The sequence below is a fragment of the Bacillus sp. 5B6 genome (assembly GCF_000259405.1).
In the GTDB taxonomy this organism is placed as follows: Bacteria; Bacillota; Bacilli; order Bacillales; family Bacillaceae; genus Bacillus; species Bacillus velezensis.
This window is the reverse complement of the sequence record NZ_AJST01000001.1, coordinates 2,261,682-2,287,871: the sequence shown is the minus strand read 5'-3', so window position 1 is coordinate 2,287,871 and position 26,190 is coordinate 2,261,682. Positions and strand designations below refer to the sequence as shown.

Below are 26,190 nucleotides of genomic sequence, written 5' to 3'. Positions count from 1 at the left end.
GATTGTGAGCTTTTTCATTGATTACCACGCTTTCTTTTGTTACATTGAGATTAGAAAAGTTCGCGTTAAGCGGCATTTCAGTACATATATTTAAAGGAGGAAAAAATTATGGCTTACAAACTTCCAGAATTGCCTTACGCTTATGATGCTTTAGAACCGCATATCGATAAGGAAACAATGACGATTCACCATACGAAGCACCATAACACATACGTGACAAACCTCAACAAAGCGATCGAAGGATCAGCGCTTGCAGAGAAATCTGTAGATGAGCTTGTTGCTGATTTGAACGCAGTGCCGGAGGACATCCGCACGGCAGTCCGCAACAATGGCGGCGGACATGCAAACCACTCTTTATTCTGGACTCTTTTATCTCCGAACGGCGGAGGCGAACCGACTGGTGAGCTTGCTGAAGAGATCAAAAGCACGTTCGGCAGCTTCGATCAATTTAAAGAAAAATTCGCCGCAGCAGCTGCAGGCCGTTTCGGTTCAGGCTGGGCTTGGCTCGTTGTAAACAACGGCAAACTTGAAATTACAAGCACGCCAAACCAAGATTCACCGCTTTCAGAGGGTAAAACACCTGTTCTCGGTCTTGATGTTTGGGAGCACGCTTACTACCTGAACTACCAAAACCGCCGTCCTGATTACATTTCAGCTTTCTGGAATGTTGTGAACTGGGATGAAGTTGCCCGTCTTTACAGCGAAGCAAAATAATTGAGTTGAATGATCACAAGGTCTCCCGCGGGAGGCCTTGTTTTTTTATTGACTTTGATTCCTTTTACATATCTCAGTTTGAGTGAGACAAACTAATGTGTAGTAAAGGGGAGTCAATGATGAGCAAAATAAAAAAAATTATCGGCGACATCGAAATAAATAAAGGGCTGCTGCTGCTATTGACGATTGGCGGCCTTTACTCATTGGGCATCGCGCTGTCAAATACATTTGTCAACGTGTATTTGTGGAAGCAGTCGGGAAAATTTATTGATTTGGCCATATACAATTTGTCGGTCGTAACGATGCAGCCGATTACCTTTCTGCTGGCTGGCCGGCTGGCTAAAAAAATTGACAGGGTGTTTATTCTCAGGTTCGGCGTTATCTTTTTGGCCGCTTTTTATTTAAGTGTGCTGCTTGCCGGAGAAACTGCGGCTTCCCGTCTCGTTTTGATAGGGGCCGTGCTTGGAGTTGGATACGGCTTTTACTGGCTGGCTTTTAATGTGCTGACTTTCGAAATCACGGAACCGGAAACGAGAGATTTTTTTAACGGGTTTTTAGGCATTTTGTCTTCATCGGCGGGCATGATCGGCCCGATTGTGGCCGGATATGTCATTTCAAGACTTGAAAACAATACGGGTTATACAATTATTTTCAGCCTGTCGCTCGGCTTATTTGCCCTTGCCGTGGTCATGAGCTTTTTTCTGAAGCGGAGGGAGTCGAAAGGCCGGTTTATGCTGAAAAAAGTTTTTGATGAGCGCCACACGAATCTGAATTGGCGCCGGATTACCAACGCGCACTTTTTTCAAGGCTTGAGAGAAGGGATTTTTGTTTTTTTAATCAGCGTATTTGTATTCATTGCGACAAACAGTGAGCTGGCGCTCGGAACATTCGGCCTCGTCAATTCCGCGGTTTCTTTTTTTGCCTATTATTTTGCATCAAGGCTCATCAAAAAAAGAGCGCGGAAAAAGGCGATTCTTATCGGCGGATTGATCTTGTACGGCGCCCTGTTTCTCATCATTTTTAAAATGAGCTTCACGACGCTCCTTTTGTACGGAGTGTTTATTGCGATCGGCTATCCAGTTCTGCTCGTGCCGTATGTCTCGCTTACATATGATGTGATAGGCCGGGCGCGGCTTGCCAGAAAAGCCAGAATTGAATACATTGTGCTCAGGGAGTTATTTTTAAATGCGGGCCGGATCGTTTCCATCCTTTGTTTCCTTGTAATCGTTACATTATTCAAGGAAAAAGTGGGAATACCGGCGGCGCTCGTGCTGCTCGGAGCCGGCCATCCGCTGATTTATTACTTTATAAAAGACATCAAACTGGATACGGAAACTTCTGATGAAACAGTAGAAGAAGACCGACAAAAACAGGCGGCGGAACCGAATTTTATAAAAGGAGAAAGATAAAAGGGTTATCTGTAGAAAAATATCGAAAAAACCTTTAGAATGAAAAATGGCACCTGGACAGAAGGTGTCATTTCTTTCTGTAAATAAGAAAAGGTGATGTCATGAGGAGAAATAAAAAGAAAATAGCTGTAAACAAAGAAAAGAAAAAATCACTGCCGATCCGGCTTAATTTTTTGTTTTTGGCCGCGTTTCTTATTTTCACTTGGATTATCGTCGAGCTTGGCATCAAGCAGATCGTTCAGGGTGATGATTATAAAAACGCCGCCAATAAGCAGGAGGAGTCTGATGTCAGCACGGCGGTTCCGAGAGGGAAAATATACGACCGGAACCTAAATCCCATCGTAACGAATAAAGCATTAAATGCGATTACATATACACGTTCAGCCTCAACCACCCAGGCACAGCGTTTAAAAATCGCAAAAAAACTGTCGGGTATGATTAAGGTAAGCACCAAAAAGGTGACTGAGCGGGATAAAAAAGACTATTGGATGTTAACGAGGCCTGATGAAGCGAAAAAACTGATTACGGCCGAAGAAAAGCAAAAAGCTGAAGACAAAAAACTGTCTGACGATGATTTATATCAGCTTCAGCTGAAACGCATCACAGACAAACAGCTGAATGAGCTCACTTCAAAAGACATGCAGATCCTTGCGATCAAAAGGCAGATGGATTCAGGCTACTCCCTGACGCCTCAATACATCAAAAATGAAGGCGTGTCGGCAAAAGAAATGGCCGTCGTCAGCGAACATTTAGATGAACTGCCGGGAGTTGACGTGACGTCTGACTGGGAACGGTCTTATCCTTATAAAAGCCTGATCCGGACATTGCTCGGCAGTGTATCCAGTTCGAACGAAGGTCTTCCGTCCAACCTGCTGGATCACTATCTGTCACTCGGCTACAGCCGGAATGACAGGGTTGGAAAAAGCTATTTAGAATATCAATATGAAAGCCTGCTGCAGGGTCAAAAAGAGAAAGTGCAGAACTTAACCGACTCATCCGGAAATGTCACGGGCAGCAAAGTGATTTCAAAAGGACAGGCCGGCAAAGACCTTGTTTTATCCATTGATATGGACCTGCAGAAATCCGTTGAAAAAATCATTGAGAAAAATTTAAGATCGGCAAAAGCGAGACCGAGCACGAAGCTTCTTGATCGGGCCTTCGTCGTCATGATGAACCCGAAAAATGGAGAAGTGCTGACGATGGCCGGCAAACAGATTACGAATGACCATGGAAAGTACAAAATTAATGATTATGCCCTCGGCGCAATGACTTCCTCCTACGCAATGGGATCGGCGGTCAAAGGAGCGACGGTGTTGACCGGACTGCAGACGGGCGCGATTAATTTGAACACCGTTTTTCAGGATGAACCTATGTATTTCAAGGGAAGTAAAAACCCGAAAAAATCATGGACGAATTTAGGTCCCGTAGATATCCAAAAAGCGCTTCAGGAATCATCAAACGTGTTCATGTTCAAAACGGCGATTGCCGTCGGTAAAGGGGAGTACAAAAAAGGCCAGTCCCTGCCGCTTGATATGAAGGCATTCGATACTTTCAGATACTACTTCAATCAGTTCGGACTCGGAGTTAAGACGGGAATTGATCTCCCGAATGAAGCGACCGGGTACCAAGGGTCACAGCGAATTTCCGGTCTTCTGTTAGACTTTGCCATCGGACAGTATGATACGTTTACACCGCTGCAAATGGCGCAGTATGTATCTACAATCGCCAATGGAGGCTATCGTTTGAAGCCTCAGCTTGTAAAAGAGGTCAGGCAGCCTGATTCGAAAAAAGGAATCGGAGCCGTTGTAGAGTCTGTTCAGCCCCAAGTACTGAACAAGATTGATATGAATAATGCAGATATTAAAGAAGTGCAGGCAGGTTTCAGACGCGTCATGACAAAAGGGACAGCCGCAACTGATTTTGCGACTGCGACATACAGTCCTGCCGGTAAAACGGGTACCGCGCAATCTTTCTATGACGGTCCTGACAAATCAGAGACGGGTGAAGCAACATATAACACGACTCTTGTCGCGTATGCACCTGCAGATAATCCGGAAGTGGCTATTTCTGTAGTCGTTCCTTGGGCCTATATTAATTACAGCGATCGCTATTCAATTACGGATGATATAGGAAGAGCAGCTCTGGACAAATACTTTGAGCTGAAAAAGAAACAAGAAGATAATAATACGAAGCAGAAAAACGAAGATAAAATTCAGGAAGACGCTGAAAACGGCAATACAAACAACTAATAGAAAAACGCTCACAATCTGTGAGCGTTTTTTTTATACAAAAAAACATCCGGATTTACAAAACCTTAACACTTGATTTATACGCATTTTACAAGAACCCTTTACTCTAGACCTGTAGGACAAATTACACATTAAATGCAGGGGGAATTCAGGAAATGAAAAAAAACAAATGGATGCTTATGCTTCTGATGGCTGCTGTTATGATTGTTGCTGCAGCATGCGGAAATGCAAAGGAAAGCGGCAAGACAGACAGTCAATCTGCAAGTGAGGATAAAAAAGCATCAGGTTCTTTAACCATTTCTGGTTCATCAGCCATGCAGCCGTTAGTACTGGCAGCGGCGGAAAAGTTTATGGAAAAACATCCGGATGCTGATGTGCAGGTGCAAGCGGGAGGTTCAGGAACAGGTCTTTCGCAAGTGTCTGAAGGGGCAGTGCAAATCGGCAACTCAGATGTCTTTGCTGAAGAAAAAGAAGGCATTGATGCAAAAGCCCTAAAAGACCACCGAGTAGCGGTAGTGGCGATGGCGGCTGCGGTCAACCCCGGTGCGGGCGTAAAGGATATAACCAAAAAACAGCTGACAGACGTCTTTACAGGAAAAATTAAAAACTGGAAAGAGCTTGGCGGTAAAGATCAAAAAATTACACTTGTGAACCGTCCTGATTCATCAGGAACACGCGCTACGTTCGTCAAATACGCGCTTGACGGAGCAGATCCTGCTGAGGGCATTACAGAGGATTCCTCCAATACAGTCAAAAAAATTATTGCGGAAACGCCGGGAGCTATCGGTTATCTGGCATTCTCTTATATAAACGATGACAAAGTAACGCCTTTATCGATCGGAGGCATCAAACCGGAAGAGAAAAACGTCGTCACAGGCGAGTATCCGATTTGGGCTTACGAGCACTCTTATACGAAAGGTGAAGCGTCAAGCCTTACAAAAACGTTTCTTGACTATATGAACAGCGATGAAGTACAGAAAAGTATCGTAAAAGATCAAGGCTACATTCCGATCTCTGATATGAAAGTCACACGTGACGCAAACGGCAAGCAAAGCTGAGGGGAGGGCGGGCTCCCCGCCTCTTCTTCTTTATAGGAGTGTAAACAAATGATAAATCACAGAGAAAAAGAGTCTGTAAGCGAACGCTTAATAAGCTCAAAACAAAACAGGCAATTGGATGAAGTCCGCGGAAGGGTGATTGTGTCTGTGTGTGCCGCGATTATCATTGCGGCATCAGCGGCGATCACAATCTTTCTCGGCATAAAGGGGCTGCAATCTTTTTTTGTAAATGGTGTAAGCCCGATTGAGTTCTTAACAAGTCTGAATTGGAATCCAACCCAGGCAAAACCTGAGTTCGGCGCGCTGCCTTTTATTTTCGGATCATTTGCGGTCACGGTTCTGTCAGCTCTGATCGCAGCGCCCCTCGGTATTGCGGGTGCCGTGTTTATGACGGAAATTGCGCCGACTTGGGGGAAAAAGGTGCTGCAGCCGGTAATTGAGCTGCTTGTCGGCATTCCGTCCGTCGTTTATGGATTCATAGGTCTTACAGTATTGGTTCCGTTTATCGGCTCTTTTAAATCAAGCGGAACGGGTCACAGCCTTCTGGCGGGGACGATCGTACTCTCGGTAATGATTCTGCCGACTGTTACATCGATTTCCGCTGATGCGCTTGCGTCACTTCCGAAACATCTTCGCGACGGTTCATACGCGCTTGGTGCGACGAGGTGGCAGACAATCAGAAAGGTGCTTATCCCGGCGGCGTTTCCGACATTGCTGACCGCCGTCGTGCTCGGGATGGCAAGAGCGTTCGGAGAAGCACTCGCCGTACAGATGGTTATCGGAAATACAAAGCTTCTGCCGGAAAGCCTGCTTGATACGGCGGGAACATTAACGACGATTATCACGTTAAACATGGGCCATACCACATACGGCAGTATTGAAAATAATACGTTATGGTCAATGGGGCTTGTTCTTCTCATCATGTCGTTTCTGTTTATATTGCTCATACGCTACTTGTCATCTAGGAGGAAAGTGTAATGAACCGGAAAATAACGGATAAATTGGCCACCGGTGTATTCGGGTTATGCGCCGCTGTAATCGCGGCGATTTTGGCAGGATTGTTTTTGTACATTCTTATTCACGGCGTCTCTGAAATCTCCTTGCATTTTCTTACGTCAAAATCGAGCGCCATTGCGTCAGGCGGCGGAATACGGGATCAGCTTTTTAACTCCTTTTACATTCTGTTTATCACCATGCTGATCACGATACCGCTTGGTGTGGGGGGCGGCGTCTTTATGGCTGAATATGCGCCCCAAAATAAAATCACCGATTTTATCAGAACGTGTATTGAGGTGCTGTCTTCGCTTCCGTCCATTGTCATCGGGATGTTCGGCATGCTGATGTTTGTGAACCTGACCGGATGGGGCTACACGATTATCGGAGGCGCGCTCGCATTAACGGTCTTTAACCTTCCCGTTATGGTCCGGGTGACAGAAGGCGCGCTCACTGCAGTTCCTAAGGAGCTGAAAGAAGCTTCTCTCGCTTTGGGCGTATCGAGATGGCATACCGTCAAAACGGTGCTGATTCCGAGTGCGATTCCTTCGATTTTAACCGGAGCCATTCTCGCATCAGGAAGAGTATTCGGAGAAGCGGCCGCATTGTTATTTACAGCGGGATTGACAACGCCGCGGCTGAATTTTACCGATTTAAATCCGTTTTCTGAAGCATCTCCTTTCAACATTTTCAGGCCGGCTGAGACGCTGGCGGTTCATATATGGAGTGTCAATACGCAGGGAATCATCCCTGACGCCGAAGCGATTGCAAACGGCGGCTCGGCAGTGCTGGTGATTTCGGTGCTCTTGTTTAACCTTTGTGCAAGATGGCTCGGATCTGTCATTTATAAAAAGCTTACGGCAAATTAATCGGAAAGAGGCGAAAACATGATTGACCACATCATCAGGGAACATGCGGAACAGACAAAGCGTTCGCCGGAGTCTTCAATTTTGGAAGTGAAGCATTTATCAATTTATTACGGTGAAAAACAAGCGGTTAAAGATGTAAACATGGATATTGAAAAACATGCGGTGACGGCTCTGATCGGTCCGTCCGGCTGCGGGAAATCAACATTTTTGAGACAGATTAACAGAATGAACGATGCTATTCCTTCGGCAAGAAGCGAGGGAGAGATTCTTTATGAAGGGCTGAATATTTTGGGGGAAGCGATTAATGTCGTGTCTCTCAGACGGGAGATCGGTATGGTGTTTCAAAAACCGAATCCGTTTCCGAAATCCATTTACAATAACATCACACATGCGCTGAAGTATGCGGGTGAACGCAGGAAAGCCGTTTTGGATGATGCGGTCGAGGAAAGCTTAACGAAGGCTGCGCTTTGGGATGAAGTCAAAGACCGGCTTCATTCATCGGCTCTGTCGTTATCAGGCGGCCAGCAGCAGCGCCTTTGCATCGCCCGTACGCTTGCGATGAAACCTGCCGTACTTCTTTTAGATGAACCCGCTTCAGCTCTGGACCCTATTTCAAACGCCAGAATCGAGACGCTTTTGACAGAACTGAAAAAAGATTATTCGATTATTATCGTTACGCACAACATGCAGCAGGCGCTTAGGGTGTCTGACCGAACGGCTTTCTTTTTAAACGGGGAAGTGGTGGAATACGGGCAGACAGAACAAATTTTTACGAGTCCTAAAGCGCAAAAGACAGATGATTACATTAACGGAAAGTTCGGATAGGGGGAAGGACTGTGAGCCTTGTGAAGGAAGCGGTGCACACACAGAATTTATTTGATATTCACGGCATGAACGTATGGTACGGAGCCCATCAGGCTTTAAAAGACATTACGATCGGTTTTGAGGAGCGGAAGGTAACTGCGATCATCGGTCCGTCCGGCTGCGGGAAATCCACTTTTATTAAAACATTAAACTTAATGCTGCAAATGGCCCCGAATGTCAAAGTGACAGGCGACATGATCTATAACGGGCGCAATCTGCTGAAAGAAAAGACGGATGCGGCAGAGTTAAGAAAACAGATCGGTATGGTGTTTCAAAAAGGCAATCCGTTTCCCCAGTCGATATTTGAGAATGTCGTGTACGGTCCGAGAATTCACGGCGAAAAAAATAAAAAGAAACTGCTTGAAATCGCCGAGGAATCTTTAAAGGCAGCTGCGCTCTGGGATGAAGTGAAAGACCGCCTTCACCAGCAGGCGCTTTCACTGTCAGGCGGTCAGCAGCAGCGGCTGTGCATCGCAAGGGCGCTCGCTACAAAACCGGACGTCCTTCTGATGGATGAACCGACGTCTGCTCTTGATCCCGTGTCCACGCGGAAAATAGAAGAGCTGATTTTGAAATTGAAAGAAAAGTATACAATCGTCATTGTGACGCACAACATGCAGCAGGCTGCGAGGGTCTCTGATCAAACCGCGTTTTTCTATATGGGCGAACTGGTAGAGTGGGGGGATACGGGCAAAATATTTTCTCAGCCGGATCATCAAAAAACACATGATTACATCACCGGAAAATTCGGATGAAAAAACGGGCCCGGCCATTGACCGGGTCCGTTTTATACTGTCTATTAAAAAAGCCTGCCGGCCGTATCCATCTGAATGGACGATGCCTGCAAGCTTTTTTAGCGGGTTAATGTTTTGACGATTTTTTTAAAGCTCATATCTGAGTCGACTTTGAAATGGCCGGCGCGGATTTCTTTATGGTAGCCTGCGTCAATGACGTAATCATTAAAGTCCTTCGCTGAAGGAATAATCCCTTCTTTTTCAAGAATGGATGACACATCAGCAGTGCTCATTCCGTCTTTAATCGTCAGTTTGTATGTTACTTTTTTCTTTTTGGCGTCTGTGTTTTGGTCGTTGTTTAACGATTTTTCTTTAGAATCAAGCAGTTTTTGATAGTCATCCCGGTTGACGGAGACTTTTTGCTGATCGTCGAGGTAGCTGTTTACTTCTTTTTCTGTCAATGCTGTTTTTTCGGTTTTAACGGCGGCTGCCTGGTCATGGTCAGTCAAGTAGAAGACAGCGGCGAGGACGGCCGTCGCTAAAATCATGCCTGCTGCAAAAGCCTGAATGCCCCGTTTTGTCATACGAGCACCTTCTCATTATCTTTAATAATGGTATTGACGTCCTCGACAGACACGTGCTCCGCTTTTGCGATGGCTTCCGCAGACATTCCGTTGTTATATTTTGAAATGATTTGTTTGGCGATTTTTTGATTAATGCCGCTGCTTTTGGCTTTGCGGATCACGAGGTTGGTTTCCAGCAATTCTTCTTCAAGCACCGTCATTTTCTTTTTCAGCTTGTAAATTTCCTGCATGGCGGAAAGCTGAAGCGTTTCAAGCTCCTGTTCTACATCTTTCATCGGATCTCTTTGAGAATATGAGAATGCAATAAGCGCTATACTGACGATAAACAACGCAATAATAGCAATTTCCACGTTTCATCACCTTCTATTATTAATTTGCCCTTCTTTTTTATACCATAAAACGCCGCCATTCTAAAGGAAATAGAGAAAAAAACGGAATTTTGTCGGGAAATCTTTTTTATTCGGGGAGCAAACGGTTATTTCTCTATAGATTTCGCATCAGAAAGCCCTTTTTTGTCCTGTTTCGTCATATTTTCCCTTCATCTGACGCAAGCTCATTCAGAGGATCAGAAGCGTAAACTGATGTTTTCTGCACTTAAACAACATTTCATGTAAATCACTCTAGCATTCCGTCCATTATAGTGGTATTATATATAAGTCTGAATAAGTAAATGATATTTAGTTTGGAGGGAAAATAATGCGCGTTAATATTACTTTGGCTTGCACTGAATGTGGTGAGCGTAACTATATTTCTAAAAAGAACAAACGCAACAATCCGGACCGCGTTGAATTTAAAAAATATTGCCCACGTGATAAAAAATCTACGTTACACCGTGAAACAAAATAAGCTGTTTAAAACAGCGGAAAAAGCTGGAGCTTTCAATAAAGTTCTGGCTTTTTTGTCTTTCAGGGAGGTTTGAGAAACGTGAAAGCACAAATCAGAACCGATATAAAAGCAAAGCTTTCTGACATGACAGAAAGTGAATGGGAGAAAAAATGCCACAGCATGCGTGAAACGCTGTTTTCTTTAAAAGAATGGAAACAGGCCCGCGTGATCGCCGTTACCATCTCGACACGCCTGGAAATTCCGACACGGCCGATTATTGAACAGGCCTGGAAAGAGAAAAAACAAGTCTGTATCCCAAAATGCTTTCCGCAGACGGGAGCGATGGAGTTCCGTACATTTTCTGCGTATGATCAGCTGGAAACCGTATATGCGGGTCTCAGTGAACCGATCGAGAGCCTGACGGAAAAAGCCGCCCAAAATGACATTGACCTTGTGATTGTGCCCGGCGTGGCTTTTGACCGGGAAGGCTTCAGAATCGGATACGGCGGAGGATATTATGATCGGTACCTCTCCGGTTATAAAGGCCGTACCGTGTCGCTTCTCTTTGACTGCCAGCTGACAGACCGCATTCCCCGCATGCCCCACGATATTCCGGTCGATATGATCGTGACTGAATCTGAAACCATCGCTTAATCGCATAAAAAACTTCTTGCACCGGAATAATTCTCGCTGTTTGACAAACGATAGGGGCAGGAGGGATAAGATGAAAAAATTGTTGATCTACTCATTATGCGCCGTATCTGTTTTAGCCGTTTACCAAAACCGCTACCGTCTTATGAACAGCGTGCTCAGCCAGCCGGGGATCAGACGGTCATTCATTCATTTCTTTTTAAAAATACCGTTTATCAGAAACAAATTCATTCAGCAGGCATTTTAAACAAATCCCGTTTTTCAGCGGGATTTTTTGCATAAGAAAACCTGCCGGTAAAAAACGGCAGGTTTTCTCGTATTGTCAGCTTTTTTTCAGGAAACCGAGCAGAATTGAGATCATAGGAGAAATGTACAGAAAAAAGGTAAACGGCAGGTAGTCGATGACGGAAACCCCTAATGCACTTGCCATAAAAGCGCCGCTTACTCCCCAGGGAATCAGCGGGTTGATCAATGTTCCGCCGTCCTCAAGCGACCGCGCAAGGTGAATCCGCTTAATGCTGAGCCTGTCATATAAAGGTTTATAAGATTGACCCGGAATTAAAATCGACAAGTACTGCTCACCTGTCGCAAGGTTTACGCCTATACTTGAGAAGACGGTCGCCATGACAAGACGTCCTTTCGTATGCACGCCTTTTATCAATCCTTGAAGCAGCGCCGCGATCAGGCCCGTTTTTTCCATCAGGCCGCCGAGCGCAAAGGCGATCATGATCAGAGAGACTGATCCCATCATCGATTGGAGTCCGCCTCTGTTGATAATGCTGGCCACAGCCTGGTCGCCGGTTTTAAACGCCGTCCCGCTTTGCAGGGCGGATATAAATCCTTGAATGCTGCTGTCAGGAATAAAAACAGCAGTCAGAAGCCCTGCGGAAATAATACCGGCGGTAAGCACCGGAATCACGGAAACCCGTCTCACAGCTAAAATGATCACCAACAGAGGTGAAAGAAGCGACCAAGGCGTAACGTGCACGGCCTCTTTCATTCCGGAAATGACAGCCTCAATATTTTGCGTTGAAGCGGCATTTATTGAAACCGATGAACCGAGAATATAAAAAAGAACAATCGTGATCAGCAGTGCCGGAACGGTAGTGCCCATCATATGGCGAATATGCTTAAAAATCGGAATTTCGCCGATTCCGGCGGCAAAATTCGTCGTGTCGGACATCGGTGACATTTTATCACCGAAACAAGCCCCGCAAATGACTGCTCCCGCCGTCCATTCGAGCGGAACTCCCGCCGCGCTTGCTACCCCTAACAGCGCGACGCCGATTGTACTGACAGTTGTCAGACTTGAGCCGACAAGCGTGCTGATAATCATGCAGGAAAATAATGCGGTCAAAAGCAGCTGACTCGGCTGTATAATTGACAAAGCGTAAACGGTGACGGTGGGAATGGCGCCGCTGTACATCCAGGCGCCGATCAGCATACCGATCAAAGCGAGCACGATAATCGGCTGCACACCGTTTTTTAGTCCGCTGACAATTCCTTTTTCAAGACTCTCCCACGAGAAACCGAGCCACAAACCTGCCAGAGACAGAATAATGACGCAAAAGAACAGCGGCATATGCGGCTCTGTATGAAAGAAAAACAGGCAGGAAATAATGACTGCTAACATCAAGACAAATAAACTGATGGCTGAGATGAACGTCAGCCTTTTTTCTTGTTTCAAAACAACACCCCATCAAACTTTAATCCTTTTGTGCTTTTGGGCACGAAAGTATTGTAACAGAAAAACGCATAAACGAGTGTTTTTTTACAATTATGAATATACAATTTATGAAAATGGCACAAGGATATTTTCTCCAATCGTTTTTTGCTTGACGCCCGGAACAGTGATGAAATACGCTTATATTAAGAAGAATAGAAATGGTGAAGCAGATGAATTCATTTTATGACGTGCAGCAGCTGTTTAAGTCATTCGGACATATCGTTTATTTCGGTGACAGACAAGCCGAAATTGACTTTATGAAAGATGAATTAAAGGAAATGTACTTGTCAAACGTGATTGAAAGAGAATTATGGCAAAAAGCCGCCGGTGTTCTTCAGAGAGAATCGGAGCGGATCAAAGGCAGATAACAAAGCAGGATTTTAATAAGAAAAGGAGATTATTATGGAAGATACATGGTTTGCGGGGATTGATCTTGGCGGGACAACCATCAAGCTGGCCTTCATCAACATGTACGGTGAAATTCAGCATAAATGGGAAGTTCCGACTGATAAATCAGGAAACACAATTACGGTCACGATCGCCAAAGCGCTTGATCAGAAGCTGGAAGAACTGAACAAGCCGAAACGGATCGTAAAATGGATCGGAATGGGAGCGCCCGGCCCTGTGGAAATGGTGACGGGAATGGTCTATGAGACGACAAATATGGGGTGGAAAAACTATCCGCTGAAAGACCATCTCGAGGCGGAAACGGGTATTCCGGCCGTCATTGAAAACGATGCCAATATCGCGGCGCTCGGAGAAATGTGGAAGGGTGCAGGTGACGGGGCCAAAGATGTCATTTTAGTGACGCTCGGAACCGGAGTCGGCGGAGGCATCATCGTCAACGGAGAAATCGTCCACGGTAAAAACGGGGCCGGCGGAGAAATCGGTCATATTTGCAGTATTCCGGAAGGAGGAGCTCCGTGCAACTGCGGAAAATCCGGCTGCATCGAAACGATTGCGTCCGCAACAGGCATCGTCCGCATCGCGAAAGAAAAGCTTGCGGCGGTTTCCGACTCTTCGCTCTTACAAGTGGATGATCTGACGGCACGTGACGTGTTCGAAGCGGCTAAACAGCAGGATAAGACAGCGCTTGAAGTCGTCGATTATGTCGCAAAACATTTAGGCCTCGTGCTCGGAAATCTGGCAAGCGCCATGAACCCGACGAAAATCGTGCTCGGCGGAGGCGTATCTAAAGCGGGCGAAATCCTGCGGTCAAAAGTGGAAGAGACTTTCAAAATCACCGCGTTCCCGCGTTCTGCGGAAGCGGCCGATATTTCGATTGCGGCACTTGGAAATGACGCCGGAGTCATCGGCGGTGCGTGGATTGCCAAAAATGAATGGCTCAAACATCAAAACTGCTGAAGAAAGTCTGCCTGCCCATATCGCGGGCGGCTTTCTTTTTTTATCTCCCCTGTCATATAGTTTTTAAAAAGGGGGATGAACATGGCGGGAATTCGTGTCAAACCTGAATTGAAACAGCATATGAAAGATATTGCAAAAATACTTTCAATTGATGAAAAACTATTGAAAGCCGCTGACAAAACGGCGGGAAGTGATGAATTGTTTTGTCCCGGCTTTGCCGTGAGCGGGCAGTCAGAGGGTCCGCCGCTTGAGACGCTGAGCGGGCTTTCGCAATACATCCGGCACTGTGAAAGGATTCTTTCCGCTGATCAATGGTTGAATGAAGAAAAGGTGTACGGCTCCCAATCGGTTTATGAAGAAATTGAGAAAATAACGGATGTCTTTCCGTTTGTCACGTGCCGTAAAATCGGCAGTTCCGTATTGGGAAAGCCGCTATATGAGCTGAAAATAGGTGCGGATACGGCTGAAAGAAAAGTCCATGTAAACGCCTCATTTCATGCCAATGAATGGATCACCACCTCGGTCGCGCTTAAATGGTGTAAAGAATATTGCGCGGCATTATGCGAAAATAAAACCGTTTTCGGGCACTCTGCGCTTGATATATTCAGCCGGACATCATTGTCATTCGTTCCGCTCGTAAATCCCGACGGGGTTGATCTCGTACTTTACGGATGTGAAGATTTATCAGAAAAAAATGAATTTCTTAATCAATTAAATGAGCACCGCCCGGATTTCCGCGAATGGAAGGCGAATATAAACGGTGTGGATTTAAATAAACATTTCCCATCCAATTGGGATATTGAACAGAGGCGCAAACCGAAAGCCCCTTCATACCGTGATTTTCCGGGGACGGCGCCGCTTACTGAACCGGAGGCGCAGGCGATGCACCGGCTGATAACGGAACAGCCGCCTGACAGGCTGATCGCGCTTCATACGCAGGGAGAAGAGATTTATTGGGGATACGAAGGATGTGAACCGGAGCAATCATCCCAGATGATTCGGGAGTTTGAAGCGATAAGCGGAAACCGCTATCAAGGCGTTAAAACCATTGACAGCCATGCCGGTTTTAGGGATTGGTTTATACAGCAGTATGGAAAAGAGGGCTATACCATTGAGCTCGGGAAGGGAAAAAACCCTTTGCCTTTTCATCAGTTTGCTGATATTTATCAAGCGACGGAAGGTATTTTGTGGAGGTCGCTTGTTTTTTGAGACATCTGTGAAATTTCTCATTTGTTTACATAAACAAATATGGGACAATAGAAAAGAATGGAGGGAAGGCTGGTGAGATACTTGGTTTGTGTTCTGCTGTCCGCATTCGTTCTGTGTTTAGCGGCCTGTGAACCATCTCATCAGCAGCAAGACACAGGCGTTTCGGCAAAATCGGCAGAACAGAAAATCGTTCCGCTCAGTAAAAAGGAAGCGGAGAAAACGGAAGGATGGCTGGATAACAGAACGATCCTGTATACAGCACATCATCAGCTGATGAAATATGATCTTTTCAGCGGAAAATCCGAACGGCTCTATGAAACAAAGGGCAATATTGTCAATGTAAAGATCAGCCGGAAAAAACAGCTGATTCTCGTACAGGTGACAAGCAGCGGTCAGACTGAGCTTGTGCTTATGAACAAGCAGGGGAAAAGACTTTATCACAAAGCCTTTAACTCTTATGAGCTGGAGACGGCTTGGAATCCGTATGACCCGTATCAACTGATGATTACCGTTTTTACTGAAACATGGGACTTCACAGCCTATACGGCCGATATGAACAACGGCATTTTAAAAAAGAGTCCCGTTCAGGCCCCTTTTGTCCATTGGACCTCAACTGATGAATTCCAATATATCAAGCAAGGAAAAACGGAGGAAGAGGGTCCTTTATATTCTTATGACTTGCAGACAAAAAAAGAAAAAAGAGTGCTTCATCACGTCATCTGGGCCGATTCCCGCCCGGGCATGGCGATTGCCGTCAGACAAACGGAGCAATCGGACGGAGACGGCGAGTTCCTTTTCCAAAAGCCGGCATCCGTGACACACCGATTTCCTCTCCAAGAAAAGTATAAGAGCTTTGCGCCGATGGAATATGATTACGATCAGACACACAAGCGGTTTTACATATTCAAGCCTGAAGGCCGCTCTTACAATCTGATCAGCTTTGACTTAGGAGATGAACGGGAGCGGACGGTGCTCAAAAACACGGAAATGGAGCCGATTCAGATCTCTCCGAACGGGGAATACGCTTTATACGGCTTTACGTATGACCGTCTGATTTCACTGAAAACAGGCATGACAGAACCAATCATAACAAATGAAAAAGGAGTTTGAACCAAATGGCAATTGCAGATGTGACAATCATTCCGATCGGAACAAAAACACCGAGCGTCAGTGAGTATGTAGCGGATGTGCAAAACATTTTGGAGGGTTACAAAGCTGCCGGCAAAATCAAATTTCAGCTCACGCCGATGAACACTTTGATTGAAGGTGAGCTGAGCGACTTATTCGCAGTCATTCAGGACATTCACGAAGCCCCGTTCCAAAAAGGGCTGCACAGAGTGGCGACAAATATCCGCATTGATGACAGACGTGATAAAGAAACGACGCTGGAGAGCAAAATCAAAAGTGTCAGCAAACATTTGCAGCAATAAAAAATAAGCCTGTATCCATTGGATACAGGCTTTTAATGTGCAGTCGGATAGCCGCTAGTTACAACGGTCATTACGGTAAACCAGCCAAACACGCCCAGCGTGGCGGCGGCTAACAAAAATCCCAGGATATTTCTCTGTCTGACAGCCCGCAGGACTCCTAATACAGCTAATAATGCGACAAGGCCGAAGATTACAACAAGTAACATCATGCTCCTCCTTTGTCATTGGAACCTGAAAATCTTTCCATTTCATTTTAACCGTTTTCATTTTGTTTGTCGATAGCGTTTTCCCGGACGCATTCATTGAATCTTCCGCAGAAAACCTTCATAATAAGGGCATATACATAAAGAGGTGATGAAAGTGAAATGGAGACGAATGCCGGCCGGTCCGATTCAGGCAAACGCGTATTTTCTTGTCAGTGAGGATCAGTCCTGTCTTATTTTTGATCCGGGCGGGGAAGCGGACAAAATCAACAATTACATAAAAGAAAACAATCTGAAGCCGCTGGCCATCTTACTGACGCACGCTCATTTTGACCATATCGGCGCGCTTGATGAAGTAAGAGACAGATGGGATGTTCCCGTATATCTTCACAAAAATGAAGAAAAGTGGCTGGAGGACTCTTCCTTAAACGGATCAGGCATATTGCGGGGCATCGCTGTAACGGCACGGTCCGCCGAACGGCTGATTGAAGGCGACGGCATATTGGACATCGGACCTTTCCATTTGGAGACATTGTTTACGCCGGGACATTCACCGGGAAGCGTTTCTTATTATGTGAAGGATGCTGATCTGGTGATTTCAGGTGATGTGCTTTTTCAGGGAGGCATCGGCCGAACTGATTTACACGGCGGAAGTCAGGACGTATTGCTTGATTCCATTCATCAAAAACTGCTCACGCTTCCCGGACATACACTTGTATTAAGCGGGCACGGGCCGGAAACGGATATCCAGACAGAGCAGGAGAGAAACCCGTTTATCAATGGTTTTTCACTGTAAATGAAAAAAGACAGACCATAATCGGTCTGTCTTTTTCTGTCAGTGGGTTCCGCCGCCCGGTGTCATAATAAAAATAGAGTAATATGTAAATCCGGCGAAAAATACGGTTAAGTAAGCTCCGAAAATATAAATATACATCCGCTCAGTCAGATTCAAATAAGAAAGAAATACGAAAAAGATCGTCTGTCCAAAAAACAAAAGAGAAGCGTCTTTCATGCCCCCTAAAAAAAACATGACTGCAAATATCCCCGTCCAAAATCCTAACACCCGGAACATGCGATTCATTCCTTATCCCCTCCCGAGAGTCTATCTGAAGTTTATTATAATAGATCGGCACTCAAAATGTAAACATTTTCATGATTATATTTATTGTGGAATTTATGTCTTTCCCTGTGTTTTATATCTTATGCCGCTCTCTGAAAAAGATCCGAAAAATCTTTTTAAAATATGTTTAATGAAAAAAAGTTCAGGGTACTTATGTTAACAAAGAGACGGATTATCCGAGGGAGGAATTTTTAAAAATGAAAGAACTTATTTTTTATTCATACCCGAGCTGCACATCATGCCGAAAAACGAAACATTGGTTAAAAGCCCACAATGTTGACTTTCAAGAGCGCCATCTATTCAGGGAGACACCGACAATTGATGAATTGAAGCAGATCCTATCATTAACGACCGAAGGAATTGATGAAATATTGGCGACGAGAAGCCAAACATTTAAAAATCTCAACCTGAACATTGAAGAAATGACTGTAAATGAAGTGCTGAAGCTTTTGACTGAGAAGCCGAAACTGCTGCGGCGTCCGATTCTGATCGATCGCAATAAGCTCGTTATCGGATACAATCCAGGAGAACTGATGAAGCTGACGAAGAAAAAAACGGTACATCAATCTGTATCATAAGAGAAAAACGAAGATCCGCTGATCAAAATTTATCAGCTAATCTTCGTTTTTTGCGGTTGCGGGACTGGGCTAGCTGGATTCGAACCAACGATCACGGAGTCAAAGTCCATTGCCTTACCGCTTGGCTATAGCCCATCGGATGTAATTACAGTATGTGCGTCCAGCGCCGATTTATACATACAAAGGAATTTGAATGGAGGAGACCCGTGAAACATTTAAATGAAACATTATCTCGAACCTTAATTGAAGAATCAGGTGAAATCACACGCCAGTGGCTGCTCATACCAAAATCGGGGCGGCCTTCAGATGATCAGAAAGCGGAAATGCAGCACCGTCTGTTAATTGAAATCGTTGCCGGCATTTTATCGGAAAAAGACGGCGGGGAAGAGGAGCTGACAAAGTGGGCGCTTCAGTTCGCAAGGGACCGGGCCGTCCATGAAGTACCGGTCTATGAAAGCGTCACGAGCTTTAAAGAATTCCGGAGATTGGTCTGGAACCGCATACAGACATGCTGTGAAACGATGTCTGAGAAGCCTGGGGCGAATGCGGTATTCCATTGGGGAGAGAAGCTGAACAAAGCAATTGACCATATGATTGAAGTATTTACAGAGGAATATTATAAAGTGACGGTTACACAATTAAACGCCCAAAAAGAAATGATTAACGAACTAAGCGCGCCGATTATGCCGATTGCCGACGGTATTGGAATTTTGCCGCTCGTCGGCGAAATTGACACCTACCGGGCAAAAATGATTTTGGAATCGGTGCTTGATCAATGTTCTTCACTCCGTCTTTCTTATTTATTTTTAGATATATCAGGTGTGCCGATTGTGGATACGATGGTCGCTTATCAGATTTTTAAAGTGATTGACAGCACAAAACTTATTGGCATAGAAACGACAATCTCAGGCATCAGGCCGGAAATCGCGCAGACCGTCGTGAAGCTCGGCATCGATTTTTCTCAGGTGAAAACGGAGCAGAGTCTGGCGAAAGCACTGGCAAAAAACGGATTTATCGTAAAAGAATCATTAAGATGATAAAAAGCTGAATGGCCGGGAGGGATTTCTCCCTCAGCTATTCAGCTTTGTCAGCTTCAATCGTAATGATATGATGGCTGTCGATTTCTTTTACCGTAAATGTGTAGCCTTCAAAATCAATGGTGCTCCCGGGCTTCGCGTCAATATGCTGAGTAAGAAACCAGCCCCCGAGTGTATCGACTTGATCAGCCGTAATCTCTGTTCCGAGTACATCATTGACGTCACTGATCAGCAATTTGGCGTTCAGGAGATAGCGGTTCTCCCCAAGCTTTTGAACGGAAGGTGTTTCGTCCGTATCAAATTCGTCGCGGATTTCGCCGACGATCTCTTCAATGATATCTTCCGCCGTTACTAATCCCGCGGTTCCGCCGTACTCATCAATGAGAATGGCCATATGGGCGTGTTCCCGCTGCATTTTAACGAATAATTGATAAATCGGAATCGTCTCAATCACATGGATCGCCGGCTGGATGTAAGGGCTTAGTTCGTGTTTTGTAAACGCCGCTCCTTCTGACAGGAATCTGAATAAAACTTCTTTTATATTGATGATGCCGACTACATGATCTTTATCTCCTTTTACTACGGGATACCGGGTATATTTATTTGTTTTGATAATGTCCCGGAGCATATGTCCTGATCCGCTGTCTAACGGCAGGCTCACCATTTCATTCCGGGGCACCATAATTTCTTTGGCAGTGCGCTTATCAAATGTAAAAATGTTATTTACGTAATGCAGCTCGCTTTTTTTGATCATGCCGCTTCGATAGCTTTCGGCAAGGAGCACCCGCAATTCCTCTTCCGTATAAGCCATTTCATGTTCGGAAGCAGGCTTCAAGCCGAACATGGCTGTAATCAGGCGGGCGGAATGATTGAGCAGCCAGATGAACGGAAACATTAACTTATAAAACAAAATCATCGGTCTGGCAGACAAAAGTGTAATCCGCTCGGCTTTTTGGATAGCAAAACTTTTCGGGGCGAGTTCGCCGATAACGACATTCACATATGTAACCAGCAGAAAGGCGATGATCAATGACAGTACTTGGGCAACCGCTTCGTGAACTCCGGTCTTTAAAAATAACGGCTGAAGCATTGCTTTGACTGTCGGTTCACCCAGCCAGCCGATTCCCAAAGCGGTGACGGTGATGCCCAATTGGCACGCCGATAAATATTCATCGAGGTGTGTAATGACATGCTTGGCTGCTTTTGCTCCCTTTACATCTTCCTCAATGAGCTGATTAATGCGGGAGCGCCTTGCTTTAACGATTGAAAACTCTATGGCGACAAAACACGCCGTTAATAAAATAAATAGTACGATGGCAGATAGTTTGATGATATACAATGTAACGCCTTCCGCGAAGGAAGGCTTGCACCTCCCTTTTTTCGGAATAATACCACTGTAGAAAGCTGCTCAAACATCGAACCTGGTTTAGCCTGCTTCATTTACGGTAATAAAACAAGAAAGCGATACTGGAGGATGACAAGAGATGAAGGTACATTCGGGAGCGGACTGGCTGTGGTACCAGCTCGGTCCGCATGAAAAAACGGAAGCGAAAAAAATGATCCATCACAATCACTGGCCGCAATGCGAAAAGTGGTTTGAACATGAAAATCATATAAACTTTCTGCGCTCAGATACAAATGATCAGAATAATGAAGCGGTTTTCGGTTCTTTAATCTATCATCAAGGATTAGATGATGAAAAAAACCATACCGTATTTCACTTTTATATTACAAGAGACTTCTTTTTTACAATTAATTTTGATTTTTCGCTGCTGCGCGGTGTAAAAGAAAAGCATGCCACACAGCAGATTCAAACCTGTGAAAATCCGATTGAAGGCTTTTTTGTTCTGCTGGGAGAGCTGATGAATTCCTATCTGATCGGACTGGATGAATTTGAAGTCAAGCAGCGGACGCTGAAATGGCAGATTCATGATGACAACAGCAAAGGAATCTTGGAAAATGTGCATAAACTGCGCCATGAGCTGTTCATTTGGAAAGGCCTTACACTGGGGGCTAAAAAAGTGGAAATGGCTTTAAAAGAAGCTTTTCTTCCGAAAAATGACAGGCAGAAAGATTACCTCAGAGCTCATCAAAAGATGGAAAGAGGAATTACATATATCAATGAGTTTGATCAGGAATTGAGCAATCTGCTGCACGCCGAGGAAGTCATTACCTCCCAAAGAGGAAATGAAATTGTGAAAGCCTTGACGATCTTTACAACTCTCTTTACACCGATGACGGCGCTTGGTGCTCTCTGGGGGATGAACTTTGATAACATGCCGGAGCTTCATTGGAAATATGCGTATATTTGTTCCATCGTGCTCATTATTGTATCAACCCTGCTGATTTATATTTATCTGCGGCAGAAAGGCTGGACAGGGGACATTTTGAGGGAGCATCAAAAAAAATATTTGCGGAAAGAAAAGAAACGCTAAGAAGAGCAGGCAAACGCCTGCTTTTTTTGATGGCTGGCTGAAAATGGCCGAATGGTTCCCGATTTCATTCGGTAAATCAAAGTCAGGGGGCTTATTTTTTATTTTTTTACGTTTTACACACTGTAAAATGCATAATCTCTCCTTTGCCGGCTTTTGTGTATCTGATTTACAATACGTGCGGAAGGAGGGAAGTCTTGTGAAAAATATTGAAACATACAGCAGGAACATCATAAATGAGGCCTATACGGCAAGGGCTTCAGATATACACATTGTGCCGAGAGAAAAGGATGCTTTCATTCATTTTCGCATCGGCCATGCTCTTGTGAAAAAAAGAGTCTTAAAAAAAGAGGAATGCGTAAGGCTTATTTCTCATTTTAAGTTTTTATCGGCTATGGATATAGGAGAAAGACGTAAGCCGCAAAACGGGTCATTGTCTCTGCCGCTTCCGACGGAAACCGTTCATTTGAGAATGTCAACCTTGCCGACAATGAATGATGAAAGTCTTGTCATCAGGCTTTTGCCTAAGCGGCAGATTCCCCCTCTGGATAAATTGTCCTTATTTCGGGGGGCGGGCGCCGCATTATTGTCCTTTCTGAAGCATTCGCACGGCCTGCTTCTGTTTACCGGCCCCACCGGATCTGGAAAAACGACCACTCTTTACTCTCTTGTCAACTATGCAAAAAGGCATTTCAACCGGCGTATTGTCACGCTTGAAGACCCCGTAGAAACAAGAGATGAGGATGTGCTGCAAGTTCAGGTGAATGAAAAAGCCGGAGTCACATATTCCGCCGGTTTAAAAGCGATTTTAAGACATGATCCCGATATGATCATCTTAGGGGAAATCAGGGATGCCGAGACGGCTGAAATCGCAGTCCGCGCGGCCATGACGGGACACCTCGTTCTTTCAAGCCTGCATACAAGAGATGCTAAGGGCGCCATATACAGGCTGCTGGAGTTCGGCGTGAATATGACAGAAATTGAACAAACCGTCATTGCTATTGCCGCTCAGCGTCTGGTTGATTTAACATGTCCGTTCTGCAAAGAGGAAAACTGTTCCGTGTACTGCCGGATGTACAGGGAGACACGCCGTGCGGGCATTTATGAACTGCTCTACGGGAAAAACCTCACCCAATGCTTTCAGGAAGCAAAGGGAGAGCACGCCAATTTTCAATATCAGACGCTCCGCAGGCTGATCAGAAAAGGAATCGCGCTCGGCTATGTCACGACCGACAATTACGATCGGTGGGTGTATCATGAAGCGGATTAAACGAACCTGGCCGTTGAAGGATCAAGCAGCTTTTTTGAAAAGGCTCGGTGAAATGACGGAAAAAGGATACAGTCTTATTGAAGGGCTCAGACTGCTGAAACTCCAGCTGCATAAACGTCAGCTTGCAGAGCTGACGGACGGAATCCGCCGGCTGAGGGAAGGTGATGCGTTTTACCAAGTGCTTGAGGCACTGTCTTTTCATAAAGAAGCCGTCTCTATCTGCTATTTCGCAGAGAAACACGGAGAATTGCCGGGGGCGATGAAACAAAGCGGCGACTTGTTACAGAGAAAGCTCATACAGACGAATCAAATCAAAAAAATGCTCCGGTATCCGATGTTTTTAATATCTTCCGTCTGTGTCATGTTTTATATCCTGCAAAGTTTAATTATTCCGCAGTTTTCTGGGATTTATCAATCAATGAATATGAATACATCCGGTGCGACTGCTTTCATCTTTGCGTTTTTTCGGCATTTTCATGAAGCCTGCGCACTTGCGCTGTCCGCCGCTTTCTGCTTGTTTTTGTACGTTTGGTTCTTATGTAAGAAAAAATCCCCGCAAGATAAAATGCTCATTGTTGTAAAAATACCCCTCTTAGGGAAAGCGGCCGTTCTTTTTAACAGCTACTTTTTCTCTTTACAGCTCAGCAGTCTTCTGAAATCTGGCCTTTCTATCTATGACAGCTTAACAGCTTTTAAAGAACAATCTTTTCTGCCTTTTTATCGTGAAGAAGCAGAGATGCTCATTACACGTCTGAAAGCCGGAGAAACCATAGAATCCGCTCTTTCCGGGCATCCGTGTTATGAAAAAGACCTTGCGGCTGCAGTCAGCCACGGACAGGCAAACGGCCGGCTTCACCGCGAACTTTATACGTACAGCCAGTTTATGATGGAGCGTCTTGAACAAAACGCGGCGAAGTATACCGGCATTCTCCAGCCTGTCATTTATGGTGTTGTGGCCGGTATGATTTTAATTGTCTACATGTCAATGCTGATGCCGATGTACCAGATGATGAACCAAATGTAAGGGAGTGCTTCGTCTGAAAAATCAAGATGGATTTACTTTAATTGAAATGCTGATTGTTTTATTTATCGTTTCCATTCTGCTTTTAATTACCATTCCTAACGTTACAAAACATAATCAAAGCATTCAGCATAAAGGCTGTGAAGGACTGCAGAATATGGTGAAAGCCCAAGTGACGGCGTACGAAATCGATCATGAAGGTAAAATGCCGGATATGAACGATTTACAATCAGAGGGGTATATCAAAAAGAATACAGCCTGCCCGAATGGTAAACAGATCTTAATTAGTGGCGGAGAAGTTACAGTTGAACAATAACAGGCGGACAGAAAATGGGTTTACCCTTCTTGAAAGCCTGATTGTGTTAAGCCTGGCGTCCGTCCTGCTGACGGTTTTGTTCACGACGGTTCCGCCGGTCTGCACCCACCTTGCCGTGCGGCAAAAAACAGAACAGCTCCAAAAAGATATTCAGCTTGCTCAGGAAACGGCTATCGCAGAACATAAAAGAACAAAAATCACTTTTCTTCCAAAAGAGCATAAATACAAACTGCAGTCAGGCGGAAGGATTGTCGAGCGTTCTTTTGATTCGCTTCATATTACACTTGTGACTTTACCGGAGAGCCTTGAATTTAACGAAAAAGGCCATCCGAATTCGGGAGGAAAGATTCAATTGAAGAGCGCCGGGTTCACCTATGAGATAACAGTTTACTTAGGGAGCGGAAATGTCCATGCTAAACGGAAATAAGGGGTTCTCTACTATTGAAACACTATCAGCAATGGCCATTTGGCTGTTCCTTATGACGTCTATCATTCCGGTCTGGACGGACATGCTGACAGATGGTCTGAAAATAGAAGATCGCCAGGAAGCGTACCAGCTTCTTCAGAAACATATCAGCACTTATATGATGACCGGAAAAAAGCCGCCGTCTCCCGATGTGAAGTGGAAGGAGGATGGTGAGTATTACAAAGTGTGTGCGGCTGACCGCGGTGAAAAAGAAATGTGCCTCAGTATTCTCAAAACAGACCGGCTTTACGCTTCTTAATGTTTTGTTCTCCTTAGCAGTCTGTCTTTTCCTATCAGGAACCCTGGGCCCGATTTTACATCTGTTTTTATCAAACCGGGCCGATAACGGCGGATTAGACAGCCGGGAGCATCAAATTGCCGTTCAGCAGATCATGAACGAATGTAAACAGGCTGAGACTGTGAAGCCGGCGGACGGCGGACGGGCGTTAGCATGCCGAAAAACAGGAGGCGAAGAAGTGCGTTTTGAAATTTATCATAAGATGATAAGGAAAAGAGTAAACGGAAAAGGCCACGTGCCGATCCTGCAAAACGCGGCATCATTAATGGCTGATGTGAAAAACGGCCTGATCTTATTAGAGATCTCAAGCGTTGCAGGTAAAAAGAATCAGGCGGTCATTCCGGTTTACAGCTCTTTGAAAGGTGATTAAATGTACAAATCTGACGGTTTTATATATCCCGCGGTTCTGTTTGTTTCTGCCGCAGTTTTACTTGTCATCAGCTATACTTCATCTGATTTCATCACCCGAAAAACATTTGAAAAAGAGGCCGGGGAGTACTGGATCGGAGAGAACCTGCTCCAAAACGGCGCACTGCTGTCAAGCCGTCATATGACACAGGGACAAAAGGCCCGAACTGGTACACAGCGTTTTCCGTATGGCACCGTTTCTTTTCACATCAACGGGAGTGATCGCCGGGAAACGGTTCAGGTTACAATTCAGGCGGAAACCACGACAGGCACGAGACGGGAGGCTCACCTTTTGTTCGATCAGAAGAAGAAACAGCTGATTCAATGGACGGAAGTATAAAAAAGAGGCGGCGGGACAACA

At 45.2% G+C, this 26,190-nt stretch carries 33 protein-coding genes and 1 tRNA gene; 27 read left to right on the top strand and 7 right to left on the bottom strand.

Annotated features, from left to right (window positions below):
• Nucleotides 1-108 precede the first annotated feature (108 nt).
• From sodA to pstB (MY7_RS10570), 8 genes are all read left to right on the top strand, one after another.
• On the top strand, nucleotides 109-714 hold the full coding sequence (gene sodA / locus MY7_RS10605) for a superoxide dismutase SodA (RefSeq protein WP_003153025.1): 606 nt from the start codon (nucleotides 109-111) through the stop codon (nucleotides 712-714).
• Between the two features lie 119 nt (nucleotides 715-833).
• Complete coding sequence (locus tag MY7_RS10600; protein ID WP_007612614.1) at nucleotides 834-2,123, top strand: MFS transporter; 1,290 nt, start codon at nucleotides 834-836, stop codon at nucleotides 2,121-2,123.
• A gap of 101 nt (nucleotides 2,124-2,224) precedes the next feature.
• Entirely contained in the window at nucleotides 2,225-4,372 is a 2,148-nt protein-coding gene (gene pbpA, locus MY7_RS10595; RefSeq protein WP_007612612.1) for a penicillin-binding protein 2A, read from the top strand.
• A gap of 155 nt (nucleotides 4,373-4,527) precedes the next feature.
• Nucleotides 4,528-5,430 carry a phosphate ABC transporter substrate-binding protein gene (locus tag MY7_RS10590; RefSeq protein ID WP_007612610.1) on the top strand — a complete coding sequence of 301 codons (903 nt, stop codon included), beginning with the start codon at nucleotides 4,528-4,530 and terminating at the stop codon, nucleotides 5,428-5,430.
• Between the two features lie 48 nt (nucleotides 5,431-5,478).
• Nucleotides 5,479-6,408: a phosphate ABC transporter permease subunit PstC gene (gene pstC / locus MY7_RS10585; protein WP_007612605.1), complete on the top strand. Its 930-nt coding sequence runs from the start codon at nucleotides 5,479-5,481 to the stop codon at nucleotides 6,406-6,408.
• Nucleotides 6,408-7,292 carry a phosphate ABC transporter permease PstA gene (gene pstA / locus MY7_RS10580; protein ID WP_007612597.1) on the top strand — a complete coding sequence of 295 codons (885 nt, stop codon included), beginning with the start codon at nucleotides 6,408-6,410 and terminating at the stop codon, nucleotides 7,290-7,292. Before pstC ends, pstA begins: the two co-directional genes overlap by 1 nt.
• Before the next feature lie 18 nt (nucleotides 7,293-7,310).
• Complete coding sequence (gene pstB, locus MY7_RS10575; protein ID WP_007612593.1) at nucleotides 7,311-8,117, top strand: phosphate ABC transporter ATP-binding protein PstB; 807 nt, start codon at nucleotides 7,311-7,313, stop codon at nucleotides 8,115-8,117.
• 11 nt (nucleotides 8,118-8,128) lie between these two features.
• Nucleotides 8,129-8,911, top strand: a complete 783-nt coding sequence (pstB, locus tag MY7_RS10570; RefSeq protein WP_007612592.1) for a phosphate ABC transporter ATP-binding protein PstB — start codon at nucleotides 8,129-8,131, stop codon at nucleotides 8,909-8,911.
• 98 nt (nucleotides 8,912-9,009) lie between these two features.
• Here the strand turns inward: pstB (MY7_RS10570) and MY7_RS10565 are convergent, their stop codons facing one another.
• Together MY7_RS10565 and MY7_RS10560 are read right to left on the bottom strand one after the other, a co-directional pair.
• Nucleotides 9,010-9,474, bottom strand: a complete 465-nt coding sequence (locus tag MY7_RS10565; RefSeq protein ID WP_007408308.1) for an endolytic transglycosylase MltG — start codon at nucleotides 9,472-9,474, stop codon at nucleotides 9,010-9,012.
• Entirely contained in the window at nucleotides 9,471-9,824 is a 354-nt protein-coding gene (locus tag MY7_RS10560) for a hypothetical protein (protein WP_003153047.1), read from the bottom strand. Before MY7_RS10560 ends, MY7_RS10565 begins: the two co-directional genes overlap by 4 nt.
• Nucleotides 9,825-10,170: 346 nt before the next feature.
• On the opposite strand from MY7_RS10560, the gene rpmG reads away from it, so the two are divergent.
• The 3 genes from rpmG to MY7_RS19595 all read left to right on the top strand — a co-directional run bounded on the left by rpmG (nucleotide 10,171) and on the right by MY7_RS19595 (nucleotide 11,197).
• Nucleotides 10,171-10,320, top strand: coding sequence for a 50S ribosomal protein L33 (rpmG, locus tag MY7_RS19235; RefSeq protein ID WP_003153056.1), 150 nt, complete (start codon nucleotides 10,171-10,173; stop codon nucleotides 10,318-10,320).
• Between the two features lie 78 nt (nucleotides 10,321-10,398).
• A complete protein-coding gene (locus MY7_RS10555; RefSeq protein ID WP_029326071.1) occupies nucleotides 10,399-10,953 on the top strand; it encodes a 5-formyltetrahydrofolate cyclo-ligase in 555 nt (184 codons plus the stop codon).
• A gap of 70 nt (nucleotides 10,954-11,023) precedes the next feature.
• Nucleotides 11,024-11,197, top strand: a complete 174-nt coding sequence (locus tag MY7_RS19595; protein WP_007408311.1) for a hypothetical protein — start codon at nucleotides 11,024-11,026, stop codon at nucleotides 11,195-11,197.
• Nucleotides 11,198-11,272: 75 nt separating this feature from the next.
• Here MY7_RS19595 and nhaC read toward each other — a convergent pair whose 3' ends face one another.
• Nucleotides 11,273-12,637: a Na+/H+ antiporter NhaC gene (gene nhaC / locus MY7_RS10550; RefSeq protein WP_007612589.1), complete on the bottom strand. Its 1,365-nt coding sequence runs from the start codon at nucleotides 12,635-12,637 to the stop codon at nucleotides 11,273-11,275.
• Between the two features lie 197 nt (nucleotides 12,638-12,834).
• On the opposite strand from nhaC, the gene MY7_RS10545 reads away from it, so the two are divergent.
• The 5 genes from MY7_RS10545 to MY7_RS10525 all read left to right on the top strand — a co-directional run bounded on the left by MY7_RS10545 (nucleotide 12,835) and on the right by MY7_RS10525 (nucleotide 16,680).
• Nucleotides 12,835-13,044 (top strand): YqgQ family protein, encoded by a 210-nt coding sequence (locus MY7_RS10545; protein WP_007612586.1) that lies wholly within the window; start codon nucleotides 12,835-12,837, stop codon nucleotides 13,042-13,044.
• A 34-nt stretch (nucleotides 13,045-13,078) separates the two neighbouring features.
• Nucleotides 13,079-14,041 (top strand): glucose kinase GlcK, encoded by a 963-nt coding sequence (gene glcK / locus MY7_RS10540; protein ID WP_007612585.1) that lies wholly within the window; start codon nucleotides 13,079-13,081, stop codon nucleotides 14,039-14,041.
• An 81-nt stretch (nucleotides 14,042-14,122) separates the two neighbouring features.
• Nucleotides 14,123-15,250 (top strand): M14 family metallopeptidase, encoded by a 1,128-nt coding sequence (locus tag MY7_RS10535; RefSeq protein ID WP_007612584.1) that lies wholly within the window; start codon nucleotides 14,123-14,125, stop codon nucleotides 15,248-15,250.
• 72 nt (nucleotides 15,251-15,322) lie between these two features.
• On the top strand, nucleotides 15,323-16,360 hold the full coding sequence (locus MY7_RS10530) for a hypothetical protein (RefSeq protein WP_007612583.1): 1,038 nt from the start codon (nucleotides 15,323-15,325) through the stop codon (nucleotides 16,358-16,360).
• Nucleotides 16,361-16,365: 5 nt separating this feature from the next.
• On the top strand, nucleotides 16,366-16,680 hold the full coding sequence (locus tag MY7_RS10525; RefSeq protein ID WP_003153073.1) for an MTH1187 family thiamine-binding protein: 315 nt from the start codon (nucleotides 16,366-16,368) through the stop codon (nucleotides 16,678-16,680).
• 32 nt (nucleotides 16,681-16,712) lie between these two features.
• Here MY7_RS10525 and MY7_RS19230 read toward each other — a convergent pair whose 3' ends face one another.
• Nucleotides 16,713-16,886: a DUF2759 domain-containing protein gene (locus MY7_RS19230; RefSeq protein WP_003153076.1), complete on the bottom strand. Its 174-nt coding sequence runs from the start codon at nucleotides 16,884-16,886 to the stop codon at nucleotides 16,713-16,715.
• Nucleotides 16,887-17,040: 154 nt separating this feature from the next.
• Between MY7_RS19230 and MY7_RS10515 the strand changes: the two genes are divergently transcribed.
• The gene (locus MY7_RS10515) at nucleotides 17,041-17,679 is read left to right on the top strand and encodes an MBL fold metallo-hydrolase (protein WP_029326072.1); all 639 of its coding nucleotides are present in this window, start codon (nucleotides 17,041-17,043) and stop codon (nucleotides 17,677-17,679) included.
• Between the two features lie 39 nt (nucleotides 17,680-17,718).
• On the opposite strand, the gene MY7_RS10510 is transcribed toward MY7_RS10515, so the two are convergent.
• Nucleotides 17,719-17,964, bottom strand: coding sequence for a DUF2626 domain-containing protein (locus MY7_RS10510; protein WP_003153078.1), 246 nt, complete (start codon nucleotides 17,962-17,964; stop codon nucleotides 17,719-17,721).
• Nucleotides 17,965-18,200: 236 nt separating this feature from the next.
• Between MY7_RS10510 and MY7_RS10505 the strand changes: the two genes are divergently transcribed.
• Nucleotides 18,201-18,581, top strand: a complete 381-nt coding sequence (locus MY7_RS10505; RefSeq protein ID WP_003153079.1) for a Spx/MgsR family RNA polymerase-binding regulatory protein — start codon at nucleotides 18,201-18,203, stop codon at nucleotides 18,579-18,581.
• Between the two features lie 64 nt (nucleotides 18,582-18,645).
• Here the strand turns inward: MY7_RS10505 and MY7_RS10500 are convergent.
• Nucleotides 18,646-18,716 (bottom strand) — tRNA-Gln (locus MY7_RS10500).
• A 71-nt stretch (nucleotides 18,717-18,787) separates the two neighbouring features.
• Between MY7_RS10500 and MY7_RS10495 the strand changes: the two genes are divergently transcribed.
• Nucleotides 18,788-19,618: an STAS domain-containing protein gene (locus tag MY7_RS10495; RefSeq protein ID WP_029326073.1), complete on the top strand. Its 831-nt coding sequence runs from the start codon at nucleotides 18,788-18,790 to the stop codon at nucleotides 19,616-19,618.
• A 37-nt stretch (nucleotides 19,619-19,655) separates the two neighbouring features.
• Here MY7_RS10495 and MY7_RS10490 read toward each other — a convergent pair whose 3' ends face one another.
• On the bottom strand, nucleotides 19,656-20,957 hold the full coding sequence (locus tag MY7_RS10490; RefSeq protein WP_007612576.1) for a hemolysin family protein: 1,302 nt from the start codon (nucleotides 20,955-20,957) through the stop codon (nucleotides 19,656-19,658).
• 145 nt (nucleotides 20,958-21,102) lie between these two features.
• On the opposite strand from MY7_RS10490, the gene MY7_RS10485 reads away from it, so the two are divergent.
• The 8 genes from MY7_RS10485 to comGG all read left to right on the top strand — a co-directional run bounded on the left by MY7_RS10485 (nucleotide 21,103) and on the right by comGG (nucleotide 26,169).
• Nucleotides 21,103-22,053 (top strand): magnesium transporter CorA family protein, encoded by a 951-nt coding sequence (locus tag MY7_RS10485; protein WP_007408319.1) that lies wholly within the window; start codon nucleotides 21,103-21,105, stop codon nucleotides 22,051-22,053.
• 196 nt (nucleotides 22,054-22,249) lie between these two features.
• Complete coding sequence (gene comGA / locus MY7_RS10480; protein WP_007612574.1) at nucleotides 22,250-23,320, top strand: competence type IV pilus ATPase ComGA; 1,071 nt, start codon at nucleotides 22,250-22,252, stop codon at nucleotides 23,318-23,320.
• A complete protein-coding gene (comGB, locus tag MY7_RS10475; protein ID WP_029326074.1) occupies nucleotides 23,307-24,344 on the top strand; it encodes a competence type IV pilus assembly protein ComGB in 1,038 nt (345 codons plus the stop codon). The genes comGA and comGB overlap by 14 nt, the downstream gene beginning before the upstream one ends.
• A gap of 4 nt (nucleotides 24,345-24,348) precedes the next feature.
• A complete protein-coding gene (comGC, locus tag MY7_RS10470) occupies nucleotides 24,349-24,657 on the top strand; it encodes a competence type IV pilus major pilin ComGC (RefSeq protein ID WP_003153087.1) in 309 nt (102 codons plus the stop codon).
• Entirely contained in the window at nucleotides 24,647-25,084 is a 438-nt protein-coding gene (gene comGD / locus MY7_RS10465) for a competence type IV pilus minor pilin ComGD (protein ID WP_007612572.1), read from the top strand. Before comGC ends, comGD begins: the two co-directional genes overlap by 11 nt.
• The gene (comGE, locus tag MY7_RS10460) at nucleotides 25,068-25,382 is read left to right on the top strand and encodes a competence type IV pilus minor pilin ComGE (RefSeq protein WP_029326075.1); all 315 of its coding nucleotides are present in this window, start codon (nucleotides 25,068-25,070) and stop codon (nucleotides 25,380-25,382) included. The genes comGD and comGE overlap by 17 nt, the downstream gene beginning before the upstream one ends.
• Nucleotides 25,291-25,791 (top strand): competence type IV pilus minor pilin ComGF, encoded by a 501-nt coding sequence (comGF, locus tag MY7_RS10455; RefSeq protein ID WP_238532234.1) that lies wholly within the window; start codon nucleotides 25,291-25,293, stop codon nucleotides 25,789-25,791. The genes comGE and comGF overlap by 92 nt, the downstream gene beginning before the upstream one ends.
• Entirely contained in the window at nucleotides 25,792-26,169 is a 378-nt protein-coding gene (comGG, locus tag MY7_RS10450) for a competence type IV pilus minor pilin ComGG (RefSeq protein WP_007612567.1), read from the top strand. It begins immediately after the preceding gene.
• Nucleotides 26,170-26,190: the final 21 nt, after the last annotated feature.

Bases quoted from the DNA above. Each gene is read 5' to 3' on its own strand.
- sodA (WP_003153025.1), top strand. From the start codon at position 109: ATGGCTTACAAACTTCCAGAATTGCCTTACGCTTATGATGCTTTAGAA.
- MY7_RS10600 (WP_007612614.1), top strand. From the start codon at position 834: ATGAGCAAAATAAAAAAAATTATCGGCGACATCGAAATAAATAAAGGG.
- pbpA (WP_007612612.1), top strand. From the start codon at position 2,225: ATGAGGAGAAATAAAAAGAAAATAGCTGTAAACAAAGAAAAGAAAAAA.
- MY7_RS10590 (WP_007612610.1), top strand. From the start codon at position 4,528: ATGAAAAAAAACAAATGGATGCTTATGCTTCTGATGGCTGCTGTTATG.
- pstC (WP_007612605.1), top strand. From the start codon at position 5,479: ATGATAAATCACAGAGAAAAAGAGTCTGTAAGCGAACGCTTAATAAGC.
- pstA (WP_007612597.1), top strand. From the start codon at position 6,408: ATGAACCGGAAAATAACGGATAAATTGGCCACCGGTGTATTCGGGTTA.
- pstB (WP_007612593.1), top strand. From the start codon at position 7,311: ATGATTGACCACATCATCAGGGAACATGCGGAACAGACAAAGCGTTCG.
- MY7_RS10565 (WP_007408308.1), bottom strand. From the start codon at position 9,474: ATGACAAAACGGGGCATTCAGGCTTTTGCAGCAGGCATGATTTTAGCG.
- rpmG (WP_003153056.1), top strand. From the start codon at position 10,171: ATGCGCGTTAATATTACTTTGGCTTGCACTGAATGTGGTGAGCGTAAC.
- MY7_RS19595 (WP_007408311.1), top strand. From the start codon at position 11,024: ATGAAAAAATTGTTGATCTACTCATTATGCGCCGTATCTGTTTTAGCC.
- MY7_RS10545 (WP_007612586.1), top strand. From the start codon at position 12,835: ATGGTGAAGCAGATGAATTCATTTTATGACGTGCAGCAGCTGTTTAAG.
- glcK (WP_007612585.1), top strand. From the start codon at position 13,079: ATGGAAGATACATGGTTTGCGGGGATTGATCTTGGCGGGACAACCATC.
- MY7_RS10535 (WP_007612584.1), top strand. From the start codon at position 14,123: ATGGCGGGAATTCGTGTCAAACCTGAATTGAAACAGCATATGAAAGAT.
- MY7_RS10525 (WP_003153073.1), top strand. From the start codon at position 16,366: ATGGCAATTGCAGATGTGACAATCATTCCGATCGGAACAAAAACACCG.
- MY7_RS19230 (WP_003153076.1), bottom strand. From the start codon at position 16,886: ATGTTACTTGTTGTAATCTTCGGCCTTGTCGCATTATTAGCTGTATTA.
- MY7_RS10510 (WP_003153078.1), bottom strand. From the start codon at position 17,964: ATGAATCGCATGTTCCGGGTGTTAGGATTTTGGACGGGGATATTTGCA.
- MY7_RS10505 (WP_003153079.1), top strand. From the start codon at position 18,201: ATGAAAGAACTTATTTTTTATTCATACCCGAGCTGCACATCATGCCGA.
- MY7_RS10485 (WP_007408319.1), top strand. From the start codon at position 21,103: ATGAAGGTACATTCGGGAGCGGACTGGCTGTGGTACCAGCTCGGTCCG.
- comGB (WP_029326074.1), top strand. From the start codon at position 23,307: ATGAAGCGGATTAAACGAACCTGGCCGTTGAAGGATCAAGCAGCTTTT.
- comGE (WP_029326075.1), top strand. From the start codon at position 25,068: ATGCTAAACGGAAATAAGGGGTTCTCTACTATTGAAACACTATCAGCA.
- comGF (WP_238532234.1), top strand. From the start codon at position 25,291: ATGGTGAGTATTACAAAGTGTGTGCGGCTGACCGCGGTGAAAAAGAAA.
- comGG (WP_007612567.1), top strand. From the start codon at position 25,792: ATGTACAAATCTGACGGTTTTATATATCCCGCGGTTCTGTTTGTTTCT.